Annotated in this window: 18 protein-coding genes; 9 read left to right on the forward strand and 9 right to left on the reverse strand. The window is 64.5% G+C overall.

What is annotated here, in order from left to right; genetic code table 11:
• The first annotated feature begins 82 nt into the window (after positions 1-82).
• Complete coding sequence (gene ric / locus K0P03_RS31325; RefSeq protein ID WP_272791679.1) at positions 83-748, forward strand: iron-sulfur cluster repair di-iron protein; 666 nt, start codon at positions 83-85, stop codon at positions 746-748.
• Positions 749-867: 119 nt separating this feature from the next.
• On the opposite strand, the gene K0P03_RS31330 is transcribed toward ric, so the two are convergent.
• Positions 868-1,722, reverse strand: a complete 855-nt coding sequence (locus K0P03_RS31330; RefSeq protein WP_272791680.1) for a ferritin-like domain-containing protein — start codon at positions 1,720-1,722, stop codon at positions 868-870.
• Between the two features lie 130 nt (positions 1,723-1,852).
• Here K0P03_RS31330 and K0P03_RS31335 point away from each other — a divergent pair, with 130 nt between their 5' ends.
• From K0P03_RS31335 to K0P03_RS31365, 7 genes are read left to right on the forward strand one after another with little or no spacing between them, the layout of a single operon-like run.
• A complete protein-coding gene (locus K0P03_RS31335; protein ID WP_443020632.1) occupies positions 1,853-4,144 on the forward strand; it encodes a 4Fe-4S binding protein in 2,292 nt (763 codons plus the stop codon).
• Between the two features lie 22 nt (positions 4,145-4,166).
• Positions 4,167-6,080 (forward strand): TAT-dependent nitrous-oxide reductase, encoded by a 1,914-nt coding sequence (gene nosZ / locus K0P03_RS31340; protein ID WP_023515388.1) that lies wholly within the window; start codon positions 4,167-4,169, stop codon positions 6,078-6,080.
• A 19-nt stretch (positions 6,081-6,099) separates the two neighbouring features.
• Positions 6,100-7,446 carry a nitrous oxide reductase family maturation protein NosD gene (locus tag K0P03_RS31345; protein WP_082342568.1) on the forward strand — a complete coding sequence of 449 codons (1,347 nt, stop codon included), beginning with the start codon at positions 6,100-6,102 and terminating at the stop codon, positions 7,444-7,446.
• A 5-nt stretch (positions 7,447-7,451) separates the two neighbouring features.
• A complete protein-coding gene (locus tag K0P03_RS31350) occupies positions 7,452-8,354 on the forward strand; it encodes an ABC transporter ATP-binding protein (RefSeq protein ID WP_272791682.1) in 903 nt (300 codons plus the stop codon).
• Positions 8,351-9,166: an ABC transporter permease subunit gene (locus K0P03_RS31355; protein ID WP_272791683.1), complete on the forward strand. Its 816-nt coding sequence runs from the start codon at positions 8,351-8,353 to the stop codon at positions 9,164-9,166. The genes K0P03_RS31350 and K0P03_RS31355 overlap by 4 nt, the downstream gene beginning before the upstream one ends.
• Entirely contained in the window at positions 9,163-9,696 is a 534-nt protein-coding gene (locus K0P03_RS31360) for a nitrous oxide reductase accessory protein NosL (protein WP_050745238.1), read from the forward strand. The genes K0P03_RS31355 and K0P03_RS31360 overlap by 4 nt, the downstream gene beginning before the upstream one ends.
• On the forward strand, positions 9,693-10,670 hold the full coding sequence (locus tag K0P03_RS31365; RefSeq protein ID WP_272791684.1) for an FAD:protein FMN transferase: 978 nt from the start codon (positions 9,693-9,695) through the stop codon (positions 10,668-10,670). Before K0P03_RS31360 ends, K0P03_RS31365 begins: the two co-directional genes overlap by 4 nt.
• Positions 10,671-10,715: 45 nt before the next feature.
• Here the strand turns inward: K0P03_RS31365 and K0P03_RS31370 are convergent, their stop codons facing one another.
• On the reverse strand, positions 10,716-12,014 hold the full coding sequence (locus K0P03_RS31370; protein WP_082342546.1) for a GGDEF domain-containing protein: 1,299 nt from the start codon (positions 12,012-12,014) through the stop codon (positions 10,716-10,718).
• Positions 12,015-12,310: 296 nt separating this feature from the next.
• Here K0P03_RS31370 and K0P03_RS31375 point away from each other — a divergent pair, with 296 nt between their 5' ends.
• The gene (locus K0P03_RS31375) at positions 12,311-12,955 is read left to right on the forward strand and encodes a helix-turn-helix transcriptional regulator (RefSeq protein ID WP_024270091.1); all 645 of its coding nucleotides are present in this window, start codon (positions 12,311-12,313) and stop codon (positions 12,953-12,955) included.
• 62 nt (positions 12,956-13,017) lie between these two features.
• Here the strand turns inward: K0P03_RS31375 and K0P03_RS31380 are convergent, their stop codons facing one another.
• From K0P03_RS31380 to K0P03_RS31410, 7 genes are all read right to left on the reverse strand, one after another.
• Entirely contained in the window at positions 13,018-13,983 is a 966-nt protein-coding gene (locus K0P03_RS31380; RefSeq protein ID WP_272791685.1) for a threonine ammonia-lyase, read from the reverse strand.
• A gap of 14 nt (positions 13,984-13,997) precedes the next feature.
• Positions 13,998-14,729, reverse strand: a complete 732-nt coding sequence (locus K0P03_RS31385; protein ID WP_272791686.1) for an amino acid ABC transporter ATP-binding protein — start codon at positions 14,727-14,729, stop codon at positions 13,998-14,000.
• Positions 14,726-15,463 carry an ABC transporter permease gene (locus tag K0P03_RS31390; RefSeq protein WP_272791687.1) on the reverse strand — a complete coding sequence of 246 codons (738 nt, stop codon included), beginning with the start codon at positions 15,461-15,463 and terminating at the stop codon, positions 14,726-14,728. The genes K0P03_RS31385 and K0P03_RS31390 overlap by 4 nt, the downstream gene beginning before the upstream one ends.
• 5 nt (positions 15,464-15,468) lie before the next feature.
• Entirely contained in the window at positions 15,469-16,134 is a 666-nt protein-coding gene (locus K0P03_RS31395; RefSeq protein WP_272791688.1) for an ABC transporter permease, read from the reverse strand.
• 57 nt (positions 16,135-16,191) lie between these two features.
• On the reverse strand, positions 16,192-16,974 hold the full coding sequence (locus K0P03_RS31400) for a transporter substrate-binding domain-containing protein (RefSeq protein ID WP_023512837.1): 783 nt from the start codon (positions 16,972-16,974) through the stop codon (positions 16,192-16,194).
• 48 nt (positions 16,975-17,022) lie between these two features.
• Positions 17,023-17,997, reverse strand: coding sequence for an ornithine cyclodeaminase family protein (locus tag K0P03_RS31405; RefSeq protein ID WP_272791689.1), 975 nt, complete (start codon positions 17,995-17,997; stop codon positions 17,023-17,025).
• 235 nt (positions 17,998-18,232) lie between these two features.
• Positions 18,233-19,402: an amidohydrolase gene (locus K0P03_RS31410; RefSeq protein WP_050745247.1), complete on the reverse strand. Its 1,170-nt coding sequence runs from the start codon at positions 19,400-19,402 to the stop codon at positions 18,233-18,235.
• Between the last annotated feature and the right edge of the window lie 27 nt (positions 19,403-19,429).

The following is a 19,429-nucleotide window of genomic DNA, read 5'->3' on the forward strand; positions in this document are numbered from 1 at the left end:
TGCCCCGGCGCAAAGACCGGCTGCTCTTCTCCTGCAAGGGTTGGCGAAAACTGGAAACGCCAACCCTTGCAAAGGAGCCAGGATGCAAACGCTTTCTCTTGACCGGACCGTGACGTCGATTGCGGCGGAACTGCCGGGCGCTGCCGATCTGTTCCGTCGATCGGCCATCAATTTCTGCTGTGCGGGCGATATCCCGCTTCGTGCCGCGGCCGAGCGGGCGGGGCTTTCGCCGGAAGACCTGCTAGCCAGGCTGGAAGCGCTCGAACGGTCGGCCGGCCGGGATGCGCCGGAGGAGACGGAGCCGCTCATCGAGCATCTCCTCAGCCGCTATCACGAGACCCATCGGCAGGAACTGGCTTTCCTTATCCCGCTTGCCGAGAAGGTCGAGCGGGTCCACGGGGACCATCCGGCTGCGCCCTCGGGGCTTGCCGCGGCGCTGACCGCGCTGCGCGACGAGCTGGAAGGTCACATGATGAACGAGGAACAGGTGGTTTTCCCGATGATGCGTCGGGGCGGGGCCGCGCGGATCAACCAACCGGTCGCACAGATGCGCCGCGAACACGACGATGCCGTGCGACTTCTCCACGATATCGAGCATGCCGCCCACGGCATGGCCCTGCCATCGGGCGCCTGCGGTTCGTGGACGGCGCTTTATACCGGGCTGAGAAAGCTTACCGACGATCTCGTGATGCACATGCATCTGGAAAACACGGTGCTCTTTCCGCGTTTCGAGGCGCCTGCCGCCTGAGGGCGAAAGCCCGGCGCTGCTGCTGCTCGGTGAGTGGTGGCGGCGACGGTTGTCCGGGCCGAGGTTGGCGAACCATCGACCTCTGCCCGCCGGCTGCGTCCTTCGGCCTGTCAGCTCTTTCAGCGGCCCGTTCGAAGGGCAGATATGCAATCGAGGATCCGGGCGGCATAAGTTTGCGCCCGGGCGCGGCCCGCTTCGTCCGGAAGGCGTTCGGCAAGATCGAGGTAGGCGTCGAGCAAGACTTCGCTCAAAGCCCGCGGGGCTTCCAGCACGGCCGGGTCCAGTGAAACGAGTGCCGGCGACAGCGGGTGGTGGGTAAGGGCCTTTGCGCGGGCACTGGCCTGAGCCGACAGGCCCGCGAGCGTGGCCCCGGCTGATCCCGGCACGTCTTCGACGGCCCTAGCGGCAAGCAGCGTCGATAGGCGCTCCTCAAGGGTGGTGAGCGTCCACTGCTGCGCCTTTCCGGATATTGCTTCGCGCTGGAGATGGAAGGCACGCCGCCGTTCCTGCCGCAAGGTCGCGATATGCGACAGTTCCTCGCGCGCCATCTGTTCGGCCGCCTCGCGCAGCGGGGCGGAGGGGCTGCGGGAGGCGAGATAGGTCCAGAAGGCGAAAGCACGTTCCTCGTTGCGCACGGCGATCGAGAAGACGCGGTAGGCGCTGATGAGTTCCGGTGCGACAAGGGAAGCGCCTTCGTCGTCGAAGGTCGGGTCGAGGCTCCAGCGCACCGCGGACGGGTCCGGTTCCTTGCCGGTCGTGCGCTGTGACCAGTAGCCGACATTGCCGAGATGGCCGCTCTCCTCCTCCACCAGCTTTTCGAAGACCGCGGCAAGGTCGGGCCGGTCTTCTCTCCTCATGTGATCGGCGAGTGAGGCATAGCCCGCGATGGCTTCCTGCTCCATCGCCGCGGCGATCGCAAAGAGCTCTTCCATGGTTTCCACGGTGCCCGAAGGCTCGTTCCCGAGTAGCGGCATCGGCAGCATCTCCCTTGCATGCGCCACTCTCCCATCGTGGATCGCTGCGGTGTTTGTGCTGCAACAAATTGCGCGCAGGTATCTTGCCTAGAATGCCGGCATCGATACTCGCTTGCCGGAATACGACACCTTGACGGACTGCCCGCAGACCCTATCCCGCAAAACGACGCGTCCCGCCGTCTGGTTGAGACGGGTCCTGCTGGTGCTGTTCACCCTGCTGGCGGCGATGCCGGTCGTGTCGATGGCAGAGGCCGCCTCCCGGCTAGCGGAGTACCTGCCGAAAGCACAACCATCGGATCTTTTTCCCGGTGCTGACCGCTTCGGCGAGCCGGCAGGCGAACCACCGATCGCCCCGGTCTGGCGAGGCGAAGTTCTCGCCGGCTACGCTTACCTCAATTCCGATTTCACCAGCGCGACCGGCTATTCGGGCAAGCCGATCCACATCCTCGCCGGCATCGACCCGCAGGGTGTGCTGCGCGGCTTCAAGCTGGTCCATCACCAGGAACCGATCGTCCTCATCGGCATTCCCGAGGAGAAGGTGGTTGCCGCGCTCGACACACTGATCGGCCGCGATATCGGCCGTGTCGCCGCAGGCGCGGACCGCCCGCCCCAGGTCGACATCGTCAGCGGTGCGACGGTGACGGTGCTCGTCATGGGGGACAGCGTCGTGCGCTCGGCCGTGCGGCTCATCCGCAGCGGGCGATTGGGGGGCGATGTTGCGGTGGGTGCAGCGCCGCCGGCCGAAATCCGCAAGCTCAAGACGGAAGCCGGCGCGGCCCGTTCCTGGGAGGAACTCGTCGGCGACGGCTCCATCCGCGGCCTCGGCCTGTCCGTCGGCGAGGTGAGCGAGGCTTTCGCACGCGCCGGTGAGGAAAAGGCCGCGCAGCATCCCGAAACGCGCAGCCCCGAAGACCGCTTCATCTCGCTCTACATCGCGCCCGCCAGCGTGCCGGAAATCGGCCTCAGCCTGCTCGGCAAGGAAGGCTATGAGCGGCTTCGCGCAAAGCTGCGGCCGGGCCAGCAGGCCATTCTCGTTGCCGGTGACGGGGCCTATTCGTTCAAGGGCTCGGGCTATGTGCGCGGCGGCATCTTCGATCGCATCGAGCTGATGCAGGACGGGCAGGGCGTTCGGTTCCGCGACCGCGGGCACACGCGACTTGCCGATATCGCCGCCGAAGGCGCGCCGCCCTTCCGGGAAATTGCGCTCTTCACCGTGCCGGAGGATTTCGTCTTCGACGTGACGGCGCCCTGGGAGCTGCAATTGCTGGTGCAGCGCTCCTGGAGCGTGCGCGACAAGGCCGTCCTGCCCTTCGACCTCGGCTACAGCCTGCCGGATCGCTACGTCACGGTCGAAAAGGCGAAGCCGGTGCCGGTCGCCACGACCGAAGCCGAACCGCAGGCTGCCGCACCGTTCGCAGACGAGAGTGAGCCGCTCTGGATGCAGATGTGGCGCATGAACACGGTTGAGATCGGTATCACGGCCTTCGCGCTGCTGCTGCTCACCGTCATCTTCTTCTTCCAGGACTGGCTCGTCCGCCGTCCCGTGCTGCATGTCTGGGTGCGGCGCTCCTATCTCGCCTTCGTTCTGGTCTGGCTCGGCTGGTATGCCAATGCGCAGCTTTCCGTCGTCAACGTCCTGACCTTCACCAATGCGCTGATCACCGGCTTCAACTGGGAGTTCTTCCTCTCCGCGCCGCTGATCTTCATCCTCTGGGCGACAGTAGCGGCGGGGCTCCTCTTCTGGGGGCGGGGGCCGTTCTGCGGCTGGCTCTGCCCGTTCGGCGCCCTGCAGGAACTCACCAACAATTTCGCGCAATGGCTGAAGGTGCCGCAGATCAAGGTGCCGTTCTGGCTGCACGAGCGGCTGTGGCCGGTGAAGTACATCCTCTTCCTCGGCCTGTTCGGCCTGTCGTTCTATTCGGTCGCGCTCGCAGAGGTCTTTGCCGAGGTCGAGCCGTTCAAGACGGCGATCATCCTGAAGTTTGCCCGTGACTGGCCCTTCGTGATCTTTGCGCTGACGCTGCTCTCGCTCGGCCTCTTTATCGAGCGCTTCTATTGCCGCTACCTCTGCCCGCTTGGCGCCGCGCTCGCCATTCCCGGCCGCATCCGCATGTTCGAATGGCTGAAGCGCTGGCCCGAATGCGGCTCTCCCTGCCAGCGCTGCGCCAAGGAATGCCCCGTGCAGGCCATCCATCCCGAGGGGCAGATCAACGTCAACGAGTGCATCTACTGCATGCACTGCCAGGAACTCTACCACGACGACCATCGCTGTCCGCACATGATCCAGGTGCGGCTGAAGCGGGAGAAGTTCGAGCGGCTGTCCTCGCCCGCAACACGCGGGCCGGGGCCGGCTCCGCCGGTCATCACCCACAGGGGCGTCGCCATCGAGAAACCCGATCCGGCTGCCGGATCGCCGAAGTGACACCAGAACAAGGAGAGGTGCCATGTCACAGGATGAAACGAAAGCAGGTCTGAGCCGCCGCCAATTGCTCGGTTCCACGGCTGTCGCGGCGGGGGCGGTGGGAACCGGTGCGCTCGCCCTCGGCAGCATCACCGCGGCGCCCGCGCTCGCACAGGCCGCTGCCAGCGGCAATTACGAGGTCAAGCCGGGCGAACTCGACGAGTATTACGTCTTCTTCTCCTCCGGCCAGACGGGCGAGGTGCGCATCCTCGGCCTTCCCTCGATGCGTGAGCTGATGCGCATTCCGGTCTTCAACCGGTGCAGCGCCACCGGCTGGGGGCAGACCAACGAGAGCCTGAAGATCCTGACAGAGGGCATGCTGCCGGAATATCGCGAACTGATGAACAAGCGGGGCGCCGCCGCCTATCTCAACGGTGACCTGCATCACCCGCACCCCTCCTTCACCGAGGGGACCTATGACGGCCGCTATCTCTTTGCCAACGACAAGGCGAACACCCGCGTCTGCCGCATCCGCCTCGACGTGATGAAGTGCGACAAGATCGTGCAGCTGCCCAACCAGCACACGGTCCATGGCCTGCGTGTCCAGAAATATCCGAAGACCGGCTATGTCTTCTGCAACGGCGAGGATCGCGTGCCGATCCCGAACGACGGCAAGGTGCTCGACGACAAGTCGCATTACCGCTCGATCTTCTCGGCCGTGGACGGCGAGACGATGAAGGTCGCCTGGCAGATCATGGTGGATGGCAACCTCGACAATGTCGATGCCGACTACCAGGGCAAATATGCCTTCTCCACCTGCTATAATTCGGAGGAGGGCGTGAACCTTGCCGAGATGATGGAGGCCGAGCAGGACTGGGTCGTCGTGTTCAACCTGAAGCGCATCGAGGAGGCGGTTGCCCGCGGCGACTTCACCGAGATGGGCGGGGTGCCGGTTCTCGACGGGCGCAAGGGCTCGCCGTTCACCCGCTACATCCCGATCTCCAACGGCCCGCACGGCATGAACACCGCGCCTGACGGCATCCATATCGTCGCCAACGGCAAGCTCTCGCCGACCGTGACCGTCATGGATGTGCGCACCTTCGACGATCTGTTCGAAGACAAGATCCAGCCGAAGGAGACGATCGTCGCCGCGCCGGAGCTCGGTCTCGGCCCGTTGCACACGGCCTATGACGGCAGGGGCAATGCCTATACGACGCTCTTCATCGACAGCCAGATCTGCAAGTGGAACATCGAGGATGCCAAGCGCGCCTATAAGGGCGAAAAGGTCGATCCGATCCGCCAGAAGCTCGACGTGCACTACCAGCCCGGCCATAACCACACCTCCATGGGCCAGACCAAGGATGCGGACGGCAAGTGGTTGATCTCGCTCAACAAGTTCTCCAAGGACCGGTATCTCAACGTCGGCCCGCTGAAGCCGGAGAATGACCAGCTCATCGATATCTCCGGCGACGAGATGGTGCTGGTGCACGACAATCCGACCTTCGCCGAACCGCATGACGCCACCATCGTCCACCGCTCGAAGATCGATCCGGTGCATGTGTGGAAGCGCGATGACCCGTTCTTCGCCGATGCGGTGAAGCAGGCCGCCGCCGACGGCATCGACCTGATGGCCGACAGCGAAGTGATCCGCGACGGCAACAAGGTGCGCGTCTACATGACCTCCGCCGCGCCGGCCTTCGGGCTGGAGACCTTCTCCGTCAAGCAGGGCGACGAGGTGACGGTCTACGTCACCAATATCGACGAAGTCGAAGACCTCAGCCACGGCTTCTCCATCATCAACTACGGTCTCAACATGGAGGTGGCTCCGCAGGCGACGGCTTCGGTGACCTTTATCGCCGACAAGCCCGGCGTCTACTGGTACTACTGCTCGTGGTTCTGCCATGCCATGCACATGGAGATGAAGGGTCGCATGTTCGTCGAGCCGCAGGCGGCCTGACGTGACAGCCTGTTCCGTCATGACGAGGATTGTGGTGGCGGCCCTTGCGGCCGCCCTCGCACCCGTTTTCGCGCGGGCGGAGACCGTCTCCGTCCCCTCCGGCGCGGAGAGCCTGCAGGCGGTTCTGGATGCCGCCCGGCCGGGGGATGTGATCCGGCTGGAGGCGGGTGCGCATCGCGGTCCTCTGCTGATCGCCACGGCATTGACGCTGGAAGGCGAGGGTGGTGCGGTGCTCTCGGGTACGGGCATGGGCAGCGTCGTCACTGTCACCGCGCCCGGCGCAGTAGTGCGCGGGCTTGAAATCCAGGGTTCCGGCACGGATATCGGCGCGCTCGATTCCGGCGTCTTCCTTGACAAGACCGCGACCGGAGCGATTGTCGAGAACAATCGGATCATCGGCAATCTCTACGGCGTCTATATACGGGGCGCCAAGGACGCGATGGTGCGCGACAACCGGATCGAGGGCATGCGCGAGGGGCGCTCGGCGGAGGCCGGTAACGGCGTGCACCTGTGGAATGCGCCGGGGGCGAAGGTGATCGGCAACGACATCCGCTTCGGCCGTGACGGCATCTTCACCAATGCCAGCCGTCGTAACGTCTTTTCCGGCAACCGCATGCGCGACCTGCGTTTTGCCATCCACTACATGTATACGAATGAAAGCGAGATCAGCGACAACGTCTCGACCGGCAATTCCGTCGGTTACGCCATCATGTATTCCGACCGCCTGACCATCACTGGTAATGTCTCCGATGGCGATCGCGATCACGGGCTGCTGCTCAACACCGCGAAGGGCTCGACGGTCTCCGGCAACCGGGTGAAGGGACGGATGCAGCCGGTTTCCCGCTGGATCAATGCCGGCCGCCAGAGCGACACACACGGTGTGACCATGGAGAGCGATGCCGGTCACGACGTTGCGGACCAGCGCCTCGGCCCGGAAAAATGCGTCTTCATCTACAATGCCAACCGCAACCGCTTTTCCGGCAACCGCTTCGAGAATTGCGCGATCGGCATCCATTTCACGGCGGGTTCCGAGGGCAACCGCATGAGCGGCAATGCCTTCATCCGCAACCGCAATCAGGTCAAGTATGTCGGCACGCGTTACCTCGACTGGTCGGCGGAAGGGCGCGGCAACTACTGGAGCGACAACCCCGCCTTCGATCTCGACGGCGACGGTATCGCCGATACGCCTTACCGGCCGAACGATCTCGTCGACCGGGTTCTGTGGACCGCGCCGCAGGCGAAAATCCTCACCAACAGTCCGGCCGTGCAGGTTATCCGCTGGGCGCAGAACCAGTTTCCGGCGCTCCTGCCCGGCGGCGTGGTCGACAGCCGCCCGCTGATGGCCCCGCCGGACGAAGGAATGTGAATGCCATGACCCACCGCATCGACATCCAGGCTGTTTCCAAGGCCTTCGGCGCCTTCAAGGCCGTACGCGACGTTTCCTTCTCGCTCGCCGAAGGCGAGATCGTAGCGCTGGTCGGCCACAACGGTGCGGGCAAGACGACGCTGATCAAGCTGATGCTCGGCCTACTCCGCCCGACCGCCGGCACCGTTCGTGTGCTCGGGGGCGATCCGGCGGCTGATCCTGCCGTACGGGCGCATCTCGGCTACCTGCCGGAAAGTGTGTCCTTCAATCCGGCCCTGACCGGCCGCGAGACACTGGCCTTCTATGCTGCGCTGAAGCGCGCGCCGCACCGCCAGATCATCGAGTTGCTCGAACGGGTCGGTCTGGCACAGGCCGCCGACCGGCGCGTGCGCACCTATTCCAAGGGCATGCGGCAGCGGCTCGGGCTGGCGCAGGCGCTGCTCAGCGCGCCGCAGGTCCTCCTGCTCGACGAGCCGACGACCGGCCTCGACCCTGCGCTCCGCCGCGATTTCTATGGTTTCCTCGACGAACTGCGCGCAGGCGGCGCGACGATCCTGCTTTCCTCCCATGCGCTCAGCGAGCTGGAGGGGCGGGCCGACCACATCGTCATCATGGGGCAGGGCGTCAAGATCGCGGATGGTTCGCTGGATGCGCTGCGCAGCATCGCGCGGCTGCCGACTCGCATTCGTGTGCGCCTTGCCGAGGGCGAAGAAAGACGGCTTGAAGGGGAAGCGGACTGGCGGCCGGTCAACGGCCACATGCTGGAGATAGAGGCTGCGCCGGAGGACAAGGTGGCGCTGCTGCGCGCCGCCGTCGGTGCCCGCATCGCCGATCTCGACGTGACGCCGCCGACGCTCGACGAACTCTACGCCCATTTCCAGGACAGGCAGCGGGAGACCGGCCAATGAGGACCATTCTCGTCATCGCGCGCAAGGAAATCCAGGAGGGCCTGCGCAATCGTTGGGTCCTTGCGACCACGCTGCTTCTGGCCACACTTGCGCTCACCCTCACCTTTCTCGGCAGCGCGCCCACCGGCAATGTCGGGGCAAGCGCGCTCGACGTGATCGTCGTCAGTCTGTCGAGCCTGTCGGTGTTCCTCGTGCCGCTTATCGCGCTCCTCATCTCGCACGACGCCATCGTCGGGGAGGCGGAACGGGGCACGCTCCTCCTGCTGCTCAGCTATCCGCTGGCGCGTTTCCAGGTGATCGCCGGCAAGTTCATCGGGCATCTGGCAATCCTCGCCTTCGCAACATTCATCGGCTACGGCGCGGCGGCGCTGGCGCTCGGCCTTGGCGGTAGCGCCGGGCTCGTCGCCGGCTGGCCGGCCTTCGTGCTCCTGATCGGTTCCTCGGTGCTGCTCGGCGCGGTCTTCATCGCCATCGGCTATCTCGTCAGCACGCTCGCCGGCGAGCGCGGTACTGCGGGCGGCATTGCCGTCGGTGTCTGGCTCGTCTTCGTGCTGGTCTACGACATGGCGCTGCTCGGCCTTCTGGTCGCCGACCAGGGGCGCACGGTCACAGGCGGGCTGCTCAATGCCCTCCTTCTGCTCAACCCGACCGATGCCTATCGCCTGCTCAATCTCGGCGGTGAGGCGGGGGCGATCTCCGGCATGGCCGGCGCGGCCTCGCTCAGTGCGCCAGTGCTTGCCGCTGCGCTCGTGCTGTGGGTAGCGCTGCCGCTTGCTGCCGCCATGCTGGTCTTTTCAAGGAGAGAGGCATGAAGCGCATCCTCGCCACCCTCGTTCTCGTCCTCGTCGCGGGCTGTTCGGAACAGCAGGCCGAGACGCCGCAGCCTTTCGCCCTGACGCAGGAGGCGATCGGTCGCTATTGCGGCATGAACGTGCTCGAGCACGAAGGCCCCAAGGGCCAGATCATCCTGTCGCAGATCCCCGAGCCGATCTGGTTCTCCTCGGCGCGCGATGCGGTCGCCTTCACGCTCCTGCCGGACGAGCCGAAAGCCATCGCCGCCATCTATGTGTCCGATATGGGCGCTGCAGCGAGCTGGGCGCAGCCCGGTGCGGAAAACTGGATCGACGCCCGCACCGCCTTCTATGTGATCGGCAGCACGCAGCGTGGTGGCATGGGTGTCGCCGAGACCATTCCCTTTTCCAGGGAAAGGGACGCGCGCGACTTTGCCGGAAAACATGGCGGCGAGGTGGTCGTCTTCCCGGATATTCCATCTGGCTATGTGCTGGGTGACGGTCAGGCGAACGACGGCGCCGACCAGCAGCGTGAGGAGGCGGAACAATGATCAAGGGTGCAAGGCCGACCCGTCGCCGTTTCATAAGCCTTTCAGCCGCGGCCGCCGGCACGGCGCTCTGCCCGCTCGGCGCTCGCGCCGGGTCTGCGGCTGTCCGCTGGCGCGGCCGTGCCCTTGGCGCCCCGGCGGAAATGATCCTGCATCATCCCGACCGGGCACAAGCCGAACGGCTGATCCGGCGTGTCGTCGTCGAGATCGATCGCCTCGAGCACATTTTCAGCCTGTACCGGCCGGATTCCGCGCTTGCGACGCTGAATGCCCGGGGTGCGCTCGCCGATCCGCCGGTAGAACTGATAGAGCTGCTGGAACAGAGCCATACCGTCTGGGCGCTGAGCGGCGGCATGTTCGATCCCACCGTCCAGCCCTTGTGGCTGCTGCATGCCCGGCACTTCTCGACTTCCGACGCCGACCCAGCCGGCCCCCCGCGCGACAGCATCGAGGCGGTATTGGCGCGCATAGGCTTCGAGCATGTCGCCTTCGACCGCAACCGTATCGCCTTTCGCAGGCCGCGCATGGGGCTGACGCTGAACGGTGTCGCACAGGGCTATATCACCGATCGGGCGGTGGACATCCTGCGCGCCGGCGGTGTGTTACATACGCTCGCCGATCTCGGTGAGGTACGCGCCCTCGGGCCGCGTGAGAACGGCACACCCTGGCAGGCTGGTATCGCCGGGACAGATATACGCGTCGATCTCGTAAACCGCGCGATCGCGACCTCCGGAACGAACGGTTTCCGCTTTGCCGGGCCGGGCTCTCCGAGCCATCTGCTCGATCCCAGAACCGGTGTTTCGGCTGGCCGTCATGACAGCGTCAGCGTCGTCGCGCCGACTGCCGCAGCCGCCGACGCTCTTTCCACGGCCTTCAGCTTCATGGATGGCGACGGGATCGTGACAGCGCTGCGGGCACTTCCGGCAACGCAGGTGCATTTGCATGAGCCGGACGGCAGCTATCGGCATATCGTGTGATGATCCCGGACAGTTGCGGACGGCCGGCAGCGCCGTAGCCGCCCATCAGGCGCCGAGCATCACGACACGGTTGCGGCCCGTCCGTTTGGCTTCATAGAGTGCATTGTCTGCCCTGAGGATCGCCGAGCCGAAGGGTTCGTCCGATGGGTCCGCAAGCGTGGCGCCGATGCTGACGCTGACTGGGATCACGGCGCCTTCGATATCGAAGGGCGAAGCATGGATCGCCATGCGGATGCGCTCAGCCAGTGTCACGGCCGCTACCGGCTCCTCGGCTGCCAGCAAGACCGCGAATTCCTCGCCGCCAAGCCGTGCAAAACGGTCGCCCGATCGCACGACCTCCTGGCAGCGACGGGCGAACTCCATGAGAACAAGGTCGCCTGCGCGGTGGCCATGCGTGTCGTTGATCGATTTGAAATGATCGATATCCAGCATGAGCACGCCCATGGACGCCGCGCCGCTCGATCTGGAGAATATCTCTTCCGCTTCCTCGAAGAAGCGTCGGCGGTTGAGGATCCCGGTCAGCGGGTCGGCATTGGCAAGCACCTTGAGCTGCTCGGCATAGGCGCGCTCCTTCGTCACGTCGATGTAGAGATTGACGTTGAAGTTGCCGACCGTCCTTTGCCGGAACTGGATGCGCTTCGTCGCGCCGCTGGCCGTCCTGACGTCGAGATCGAAGGGCGTCATCTCGCGGTTCTCGCGCCGGGCGTCTGCGATCGAGGAATGCCATTGTGTGCGGGCATATTCGCGGTATTGCGGATCGGGATAGACGAGGCGCCACCAGTCCTCGATGCTTTCGATCTCGTCCTGAGTATAGCCGAAAAGCGCCTTGAACGTCGAATTGGCGAACTGGATCTGGTCGTCGCTGCTGGCGATTTCGAAGCCGAAGGGCAGCCAGTCCAGAAGCGAGATCATCTGTTCCTGCCAGCCGGCAAGGGAGACGGAACCCTGCGGCGGCGCATCCGTGAAGGTGAACAGGCGCACGAGTTCGCCCTCGATCGCGATCTTGGTGACCTGCACCATCAGCACGCGTTCCTGCGCCTGCACCATGGCCCGGATCAGGAAAGGCTCGCCCGGCACGCCGATCGGCGCGACGCTCCATATCTGCGAGAGGAGAATGCTCGCCTCGCGACCGACGAGATCTTCGATGGGCAGGTTCTCGAAGGCTTCCAACCCCAGTCCGAACAGGACCGCGGCATTGGAATTGGCCCGGCGCACATGCAGCGTGCCCTTCTCGACAAGGACCATCGGTGCACCAACGCAGCCCATCCAGAAATCGACGTCCTCACGGGACCTGCCGTAGGGAACATCGTCTGTCTTGGTTCGCTGCGACGCTGTACTGCTCATGCGATCCGATACCCATCGTCCTCTGTGCAAGGCCACAGAGACCTTCCGTGCCCGAAGATAGTCACCTAACGTAAGAAAAGGCTTAAGCGCCCGCAGATTCCATCTGGCCAAGCTTTCTGCGTTTTCCGGCGCTTCCAGCAACGCAGTGCCTCTCGTGCGCAAAACGGTGGCGTCTGGGTCATGCCGGCATTTTTAGGGGTGGGGCGCATTGCGAAATGCGATAGTCCGTGAGCAAAAGGATTTCGGGAAGATCCCGGTCCCCCCGACGGACGGCCGCCAGCCAAGCGAGAACTCAAATGCCGCAACGAGACAAAGACGCAGACGTCGCCATGCCCTCCGATGCGCTGAGGACATATCATCCGGTCTGCGATGCGATTGCGCTCATCCTGCAGCCCTATGCGGAGGTGGTTCTCCACGATCTCTCCAGCGAGACGGTGAGCTACATCGCCAACAACTTCTCGAAGCGGGATCTCGGGGAACCGTCGCTGCTGCACGAAATCGACTTCAAGCCGAACGACCGGACGATCGGGCCTTATGAAAAGGTGAATTTCGATGGAAGGCGGCTGAAATCGGTGAGTGCGGTGTTGCGCGCGCCCGATGACCGGGCGATCGCCATCCTGTGTATCAACATCGACGTTTCGCACATCCAGTCTGCGATCCAGGTGCTGAGCGCCATGTCCACTGTCTCCATCGACCAAGGCAAGCCCGCTGCTCTGTTCAAGGAAGACTGGCATGAGCGGGTCAACGAATATGTGCACGGCTGGACGACGAAGCGGGGCCTTATGATCGCTGACCTCACCCGGGCGCAGAAACAGCAGCTTGTGCGCGAGCTGGCCGAAGACGGCGCCTTCAGCGGAAAGCATGCGGCTGCCTATATCTCGAAGATCCTGCAGATGGGCCGGGCGACGGTTTACAACTACCTTCGCGACACGAAAGCCTGAGCCCCGAACGGCAGAAGGGGCGCCCGCGGGGCGCCCTCTGTGGTGGCGGTCGAGCGGGCTGATCAGCGGCCGTAGATCGCCTGTGTGATGAGATCGCGGTCAAAATTCGCGCCGCAAAGCAAGATCACGCTCGTCTGGCCGGAAAGGCTGGCTGCAACCTTTTCGAAGCCGGCAAGCGCAAGGGCGGCCGAACCCTCGACGATCATGTTCTCCTCGAGAGCGAGTGTTTTCAGCGCGGCGCGGATGTCGTCCTCGCCGCATTCGACGACCTCGTCCACGGTCGCCATCGAAAGAGGCAGCGTGATCGTATCGAGATCGATGCCGCCGGCGACGGCATCGGCGAGCGTCTCGTGATGCTCGGTCTCGACCACCCGGCCGGCCGCCATCGATGCCGCCAGCGCCTTCGAGTGGCTCGCGGCGACGCCGTAGAGCTTCGTGCGCGGGCTGAAGGCCTTGAGCACCGCACCGATGCCGCTGATCAGGCCGCCGCCGCCCATCGCGACGAAGACATTGTCGACGCCGGCACACTGTTCGAGGATTTCGAGCGCGATCGTGCCCTGGCCGGCGACGATATCGGGATCGTTGTACGGCGAGACATAGGCGTGCCCTTCGGAGGCAGCGCGTTCCTGGGCGTGCCGTTCGGCAAGGCCGGTCTCCTCGCCGTGCAAGATGACCTCGACGCCGTAGGAGCGGATCTTCTCCAGCTTGGCGGGCACGACGGTCTGCGGCAGCACGACGGTGAGGCTGCGGGAAAGCGCCTTGGAGGCATGCGCCGCACCGATGCCGTGGTTGCCGGACGAGGCGGTGATCAGCCGCCCGCCCGCGGGCTGGGCGGACATTTTCGACATTGCACCCCTGATCTTGAAGGATCCGGTGAGCTGGAAGTTCTCCGCCTTGAAGAGCACCGTCGCGCCTTCGGCCTTTCCGGCCTTGCGGGCGGGCAGGAGCGGTGTCTGGTAGATATGGTCACGAATGCGGGCCCTTGTCCGGACGGCGGCGGCCGCGGTTTCGAAGACGATGGTCTGCATGGTTTCCTCGCTGGTCAGTGTTGCGGCCCGATTTGTCGAAGGAATTCCTTCGTACGGGCATGGGATGGATGATGGAAGAACGTTTCGGGATCCGCCTCTTCGAGGATCGTTCCGCGGTCCATGAAGACGATGCGGTCCGCCACGCTTCGCGCGAAGCCCATTTCGTGGGTCACGACGATCATCGTGAGGCCCTGGCGGGAAAGGTCCGTCATGACGTCGAGCACCTCCTTGACCATTTCCGGGTCGAGGGCGGAGGTGGGCTCGTCGAACAGCATGACCTTCGGCTTCATGCACAGGGCGCGCGCGATCGCCACGCGCTGCTGTTGTCCACCGCTGAGCTGACGTGGATAGTTGCCCGCCTTTTCCGTCAGCTGCATGCGCGCCAGCATGGCCAGCGCCTCTTCTTCAGCTACCAGGCGTGGTGTCCGGCGTACCCGCCGCATGGCGAGCGTTAGGTTGTCCAGAACCGTCAGATGTGGAAAGAGGTTGAACTGCTGGAAGACCATACCGACGTCGCCGGCAAGCGCCAGCACGTTGGCGCAGTCGGCCGAAAGGCTGTGGCCGGCGATTTCCACGGTGCCACCCTGCCGTTCCTCCAGCCCGTTCAGGCAGCGTACCAAGGTCGATTTGCCAGAACCGGAAGGCCCGCACAGGACGATGCGCTCGCCGGCCGTAACCTTCAAGCTGACCCCGTGCAGGACTTGCGCCGCGCCATAGGATTTGACCAGGTTTTCCGCGATGATCATGACGAGGCCCCAAGGGTGGGTGAGCGCGGATGCACCGTACGGCCGCTCCTGCCGATAGCGGCGGCTCCCGGAATGCGACGTTCGAGAAAGCGGAAGGCGACGCCGAACAGGAAACCGATCGCGAGATAGAGGATGCCGGCGACGATGAAGACCTCGAAGGGTGCGTAGGTTTTCGCCGTGAAGGCGCGTGCCGCTCCCGACATTTCCATGACCGTGACGGCGCTCGCCAGCGAGCTGGCCTTCAGCACAAGGATCAGTTCGTTGCCGATCGAAGGCAGGATCGCCCGGTAGACCTGCGGCAGGAGCACATCGCGCATGCGGCTGAAGCCTGAGAGACCGAGCGAGATGGAGGCCTCCGCCTGGCCGGGTGGAAGCCGCCTCAGGCCGCCGGCGACGATCACGGCGACATAGGCTGCGGAATTGAGGCCGATGGCGATGATGGCGCAGTTCACGGGCTCGCGGATGATCGGCCAGATCACGCTGGCGCGCACCGCATCGAACTGGGCGAGGCCGTAGTAGAGGATGAAGAGCTGAACGAGGAGGGGGCTGCCGCGCACGAGGAACGTGTAGATCGTTGCCGGCCAGCGCAGCAGCGGGGACCTCGCTGTTAGCCCCAGCCCGAGCGGCAGGGCGAGGATCTGGCCGAGTAGGAAACTGGCCAGGGTAACGATCAGCGTCAGCTTCAGGCCGGCATAGACGATGGGGATGGACTGCAGGAGGATCTCGGAGGACATGGTGCTCACCGTCCGACCGTCAGGCGTCGATTGCCATAGGCGAAGATCGCCATAGAGACGCTGGTGATGGCCACATAGAGGCCGGCGACGATGAGGTAGAAGGTCATGGGCGATTGCGTCGCGCCTGCCGCCACGACGCCCTTGCGCATCAGCTCCTCAAGCCCGACGATCGAAACCAGCGCGCTTTCCTTGAGAATGATGAGCCATTGGTTGCCGAGACCGGGCAGGGCATAGGCGAACATCTGCGGCAGGATGACATGCCGAAATGTTGCGCCGGCGCCAAGGCCGAGGCTCTTGGCCGCTTCCGCCTGGCCGGGCGGGATCGTGTGGAGCGCGCCGCGCAGAATCTCTGTGAGATAGGCGCCGGAAACGAAGGAAAGTGCACAGATACCGGCGGTCAGCGCATCCACCTCGACATAGGCGCCGAACATCCTGCTGAGGAGAACCGTGCCGCCGTAGAAGACGAGGAAGATGACGAGCAGCTCCGGAAGGCCGCGGATGACGGTGACATAGGTGGAGACACACCAGCGCACCGGCGCATTGCCGAACTCGGCACCGAACACCGCCGCAACGGCAATCACAAGGCCGATGGCAAAACTTCCGAAAGCCACTTCGAGCGTGACGAGCAACCCTTCCAGCAAATGTGGAAGATAAGCGAGGATGAGAGACATGGGTCGACCCTGGGGGCCATGCGCCGCATCTGGCGCGAGGCATGGCCCTGTCCGCTGTTAGCCCTTGAAGGAAAGATCGTAGCCGAAGAATTTGGTCGAGATCTTCCCGATCGTTCCATCGGAGATCATGTCGACGATGGCCTTGTCGACACGGGCTTTCAGCTCCTCCCGGCCCTGCTTCAGGGCGATGCCCTGCCCGTTGCCGAATTCGGAATAGTCGGCGCTGGTCAGCATCGGGCCGGCAAGCTCAAGCTTGCCCTCGCGAGCCTTCATCAGTTCTTCCCAAACCGACTGCTCGAGAAGGCCGGCATCGATGCGGCCAGCGGCCAGGTCGTCGGCGATCTGCTCGTTGCGCTCATAGAGACGAACGTCGGCATTCTTGAAGTATTTGTTGGCCACGGCCTCGTGGGTCGAACCGGTCTGCACGCCGATCGCCTTGCCTTCCAGCGCGGCCTCGAGTTCCGCCTTCGTCTTGGCGACAGCGAGCGCGCCGCCCTTGACGGTTGCGATGTGATAGGGCGCATCGGCATAGGCTTTTGAGAAATCCACTTGTTTTGCCCGCTCGGCGGTGATCGAGAGGCCGGAAATCACGAGGTCGAACTTGCCGACCTGAAGGCTTGCCAAGAGTCCATCGAAGGACTGGTTCGTCCAGGCGCAGTCTGCGCCGATGCGCTTGCAGATCTCGTCACCGACCTCGCGGTCGAAGCCGACGATATCGCCTGCCGTATTCGTATAGCCCCATGGCGGGAAGTCGGCGCTGGTGCCGATGCGCAGCGGCTCTGCACCGGCGCTCCCGGCGACGATGGCGGCAAGGACGGATGCGATTGCTAGGATTTTCATGTCATTCCCCTTTTCAGTGATGGTTTCTCTAGGTCGGCCCGGCGAAGATCAGGTCGCGGCCCGGATGTCCAATCCGGCGACCCGCTCCAGCACGGTTCTGGCCATGGCGATATCCTGGGTGGCGACCCCGGTGAGATCGGCGATCGTGATCTGCGAAATGGCTTGGCGTCCGCGTGCACGCCCGGAAAGGATGAGGCCGAGCTCGATGCAGTCCTCTGCCTTGATCAGCCCTGCGGCGAAGGCACCGGCGAACTCGCCGTGTTCCAGGCATTGACGGGCGAGATCGACCGCCAGCACATTGGCGCGGGCGACGAGCTCGACCGCCAACTCCTGTTTGCCCGGCGCGTCGGCACCCATGGCAGTGATATGCGTGCCTTCCCGGATCCAGTCGGCTTCGATGAGCGGATGGGCCGAGGGCGTCGTGGTGACGATGACATCGGAGGTGCGGCACATGGCTTCGAGATCGTCCGCCAGCTGGACCGGCAACCCGATCGCCGCGAGGTCAGCCTGGAGGGCTTCGGCCTTGGCACGCGAGCGACCCCAGACATTGATCGTGATCGGCCGGCCGGCGAGGGCGGCCATGGCCCTCGCCTGAAAGCGGGCCTGCGTTCCGGTGCCGACGATGGAGAAGGTTTCGGCATCGTCGCGGCAGAGGGCGAAGGTAGCTACGGCGCCACCGATGCCGGTTCTCAGATCGGTCAGCCAGCCCTCGTCGTTCAGTGTGGCGATCACCCGGCCGGTCTCGGCCGAGACGGCGACGATAATGCCGTTGCTCGATGGCAATCCCCTGGACGGGTTGTCGTAGAAGCCTGCGGCGATCTTCACGACGAAGACCGGATCGCCTGCGATGTAGCCGTACTTGATGTGGCAGTCGCCGTTTTTGCCGGGAAAGCCGAGATAGCCGACCGGCGGCACGTCCGCGCGCCCGTCCGATATCGCGATGTAGGCATCCCGTATCGCCGCGATCGTTCCGGGGTCGATGCTGATGAGGTTCTGGATGTCGGAACGTGAGAGCTGGATCATGGGCTTCCCGCCTTTTCAGGCAATCAAGGTTTGCAGCCCGCTCCGTTCGGGCACGACATGTCGTGCCCGGCGGAAACCTGGCTGGCCGCAGGTGGCGTGGATTTGTTTACGGGCAACCGGAAGGTCTGGCCGCGGCTGCCGGAGGTGGGGCACCGCAGCGTTTCCGCGACTGGCCTTCATTCCTGCCGGGTACTATAAGAGATAAAACCAAATTGTCTAGTATGGATTTTTCTGTCTAATTGCTGATGTCGGCGAGCGCGGCGATCGCCGTTCCAGCAAGAAGGGTTGCTCCCGGGGCGATGATCGCGTCGTTGAAGTCGTAGGCCGGCTGATGCAGCCGGCCGTCGAAGACCGCCGGACCGTTGCCGATCCAGGCATAGGCGCCGGGGCGGTGAAGCAGGAAGAAGCCGAAATCGTCACCGGCCATCGTGGGACGCGGGTCTCCCCGATAGGCGGCAAGGCCTGCCTCATGCACGACCGCGCGCATGAGATCCCGTTCCGCCGGTGTGTTTGCCACCGGCGGGCACATGGGATCGTCGAAGATAAGATCGACGGCACAGGATGCGGTGGCTGCCGCGGAGGCGGCGATGGCGCGCGTACGCTCCCGAAGCAGGGTGAGGGTCTCCATCCGGAAAGCCCGCAAGGTGCCCTTCAGGTCCGCGGACTGTGGAATGATGTTCTGGGCATGCCCGCCGTGGAACGAACCGACGGTCGCCACGGCCGCCTCGTAGGGATCGACCGCCCGGGCGACGGCCTGCTGGAGGCCGGTGAGAAAATGCCCGCCGGCGAGCAGCGGATCGCCGGAAAGATGGGGCATCGCGGCATGCGCACCCTCGGCGCGGAAGGTGATGTCGAATTCCGATGTGCCGGCCATGACCGGCCCGTCATGCAGCAGGACTTCGCCGGCCGGCATGTCGGGCCAGTTGTGGAGGCCGAAGATCCGTTCGAAAGGAAAGCGCTCGAGCAGCCCGTCCTCGATCATCAGCCGCGCGCCGCCGAAGCGTTCCTCCGCCGGCTGGAAGACGAGGTAGACGGTACCGGCAAAGTCCCGCGCCCGGGCGAGGAGGGTCGCTGCACCGATCAGGATCGCGACATGTCCGTCATGGCCGCAGGCATGCATTTTGCCGGGGTTCTTCGAGGTGTAGGAGAGGCCCGTCGTCTCGCTGATCGCAAGGGCGTCCATGTCCGCGCGCAGTGCCACTGCCGGGCCGGGCGCGGCCCCTTCGATGACGCCGACGAGCCCGTTGCCGCCGATCTTCTCGTGAACCGCGATGCCGAGTGCTTCCAGCCGGTCCCGGATGAACCCTGCGGTCCAGACTTCCTCAAGCGAAAGCTCCGGATGGGCGTGCAGGGTGTGGCGGTAGGAAATCAGCGTGTTGATGTCGGCTTTGGAGAGAGTGTTCATCGGTGCCCGCGAATATACGTTTCTGTC

Origin of the sequence: Shinella sp. HY16 (genome assembly GCF_028534175.1) — a bacterium.
Classification (GTDB): Bacteria; Pseudomonadota; Alphaproteobacteria; order Rhizobiales; family Rhizobiaceae; genus Shinella.

What these genes read in the sequence shown, in the direction of transcription:
- ric (WP_272791679.1), top strand. Translation starts at nt 83, where the DNA reads ATGCAAACGCTTTCTCTTGACCGGACCGTGACGTCGATTGCGGCGGAA.
- K0P03_RS31330 (WP_272791680.1), bottom strand. Translation starts at nt 1,722, where the DNA reads ATGCCGCTACTCGGGAACGAGCCTTCGGGCACCGTGGAAACCATGGAA.
- nosZ (WP_023515388.1), top strand. Translation starts at nt 4,167, where the DNA reads ATGTCACAGGATGAAACGAAAGCAGGTCTGAGCCGCCGCCAATTGCTC.
- K0P03_RS31345 (WP_082342568.1), top strand. Translation starts at nt 6,100, where the DNA reads ATGACGAGGATTGTGGTGGCGGCCCTTGCGGCCGCCCTCGCACCCGTT.
- K0P03_RS31350 (WP_272791682.1), top strand. Translation starts at nt 7,452, where the DNA reads ATGACCCACCGCATCGACATCCAGGCTGTTTCCAAGGCCTTCGGCGCC.
- K0P03_RS31355 (WP_272791683.1), top strand. Translation starts at nt 8,351, where the DNA reads ATGAGGACCATTCTCGTCATCGCGCGCAAGGAAATCCAGGAGGGCCTG.
- K0P03_RS31360 (WP_050745238.1), top strand. Translation starts at nt 9,163, where the DNA reads ATGAAGCGCATCCTCGCCACCCTCGTTCTCGTCCTCGTCGCGGGCTGT.
- K0P03_RS31365 (WP_272791684.1), top strand. Translation starts at nt 9,693, where the DNA reads ATGATCAAGGGTGCAAGGCCGACCCGTCGCCGTTTCATAAGCCTTTCA.
- K0P03_RS31370 (WP_082342546.1), bottom strand. Translation starts at nt 12,014, where the DNA reads ATGAGCAGTACAGCGTCGCAGCGAACCAAGACAGACGATGTTCCCTAC.
- K0P03_RS31375 (WP_024270091.1), top strand. Translation starts at nt 12,311, where the DNA reads ATGCCGCAACGAGACAAAGACGCAGACGTCGCCATGCCCTCCGATGCG.
- K0P03_RS31380 (WP_272791685.1), bottom strand. Translation starts at nt 13,983, where the DNA reads ATGCAGACCATCGTCTTCGAAACCGCGGCCGCCGCCGTCCGGACAAGG.
- K0P03_RS31385 (WP_272791686.1), bottom strand. Translation starts at nt 14,729, where the DNA reads ATGATCATCGCGGAAAACCTGGTCAAATCCTATGGCGCGGCGCAAGTC.
- K0P03_RS31390 (WP_272791687.1), bottom strand. Translation starts at nt 15,463, where the DNA reads ATGTCCTCCGAGATCCTCCTGCAGTCCATCCCCATCGTCTATGCCGGC.
- K0P03_RS31395 (WP_272791688.1), bottom strand. Translation starts at nt 16,134, where the DNA reads ATGTCTCTCATCCTCGCTTATCTTCCACATTTGCTGGAAGGGTTGCTC.
- K0P03_RS31400 (WP_023512837.1), bottom strand. Translation starts at nt 16,974, where the DNA reads ATGAAAATCCTAGCAATCGCATCCGTCCTTGCCGCCATCGTCGCCGGG.
- K0P03_RS31405 (WP_272791689.1), bottom strand. Translation starts at nt 17,997, where the DNA reads ATGATCCAGCTCTCACGTTCCGACATCCAGAACCTCATCAGCATCGAC.
- K0P03_RS31410 (WP_050745247.1), bottom strand. Translation starts at nt 19,402, where the DNA reads ATGAACACTCTCTCCAAAGCCGACATCAACACGCTGATTTCCTACCGC.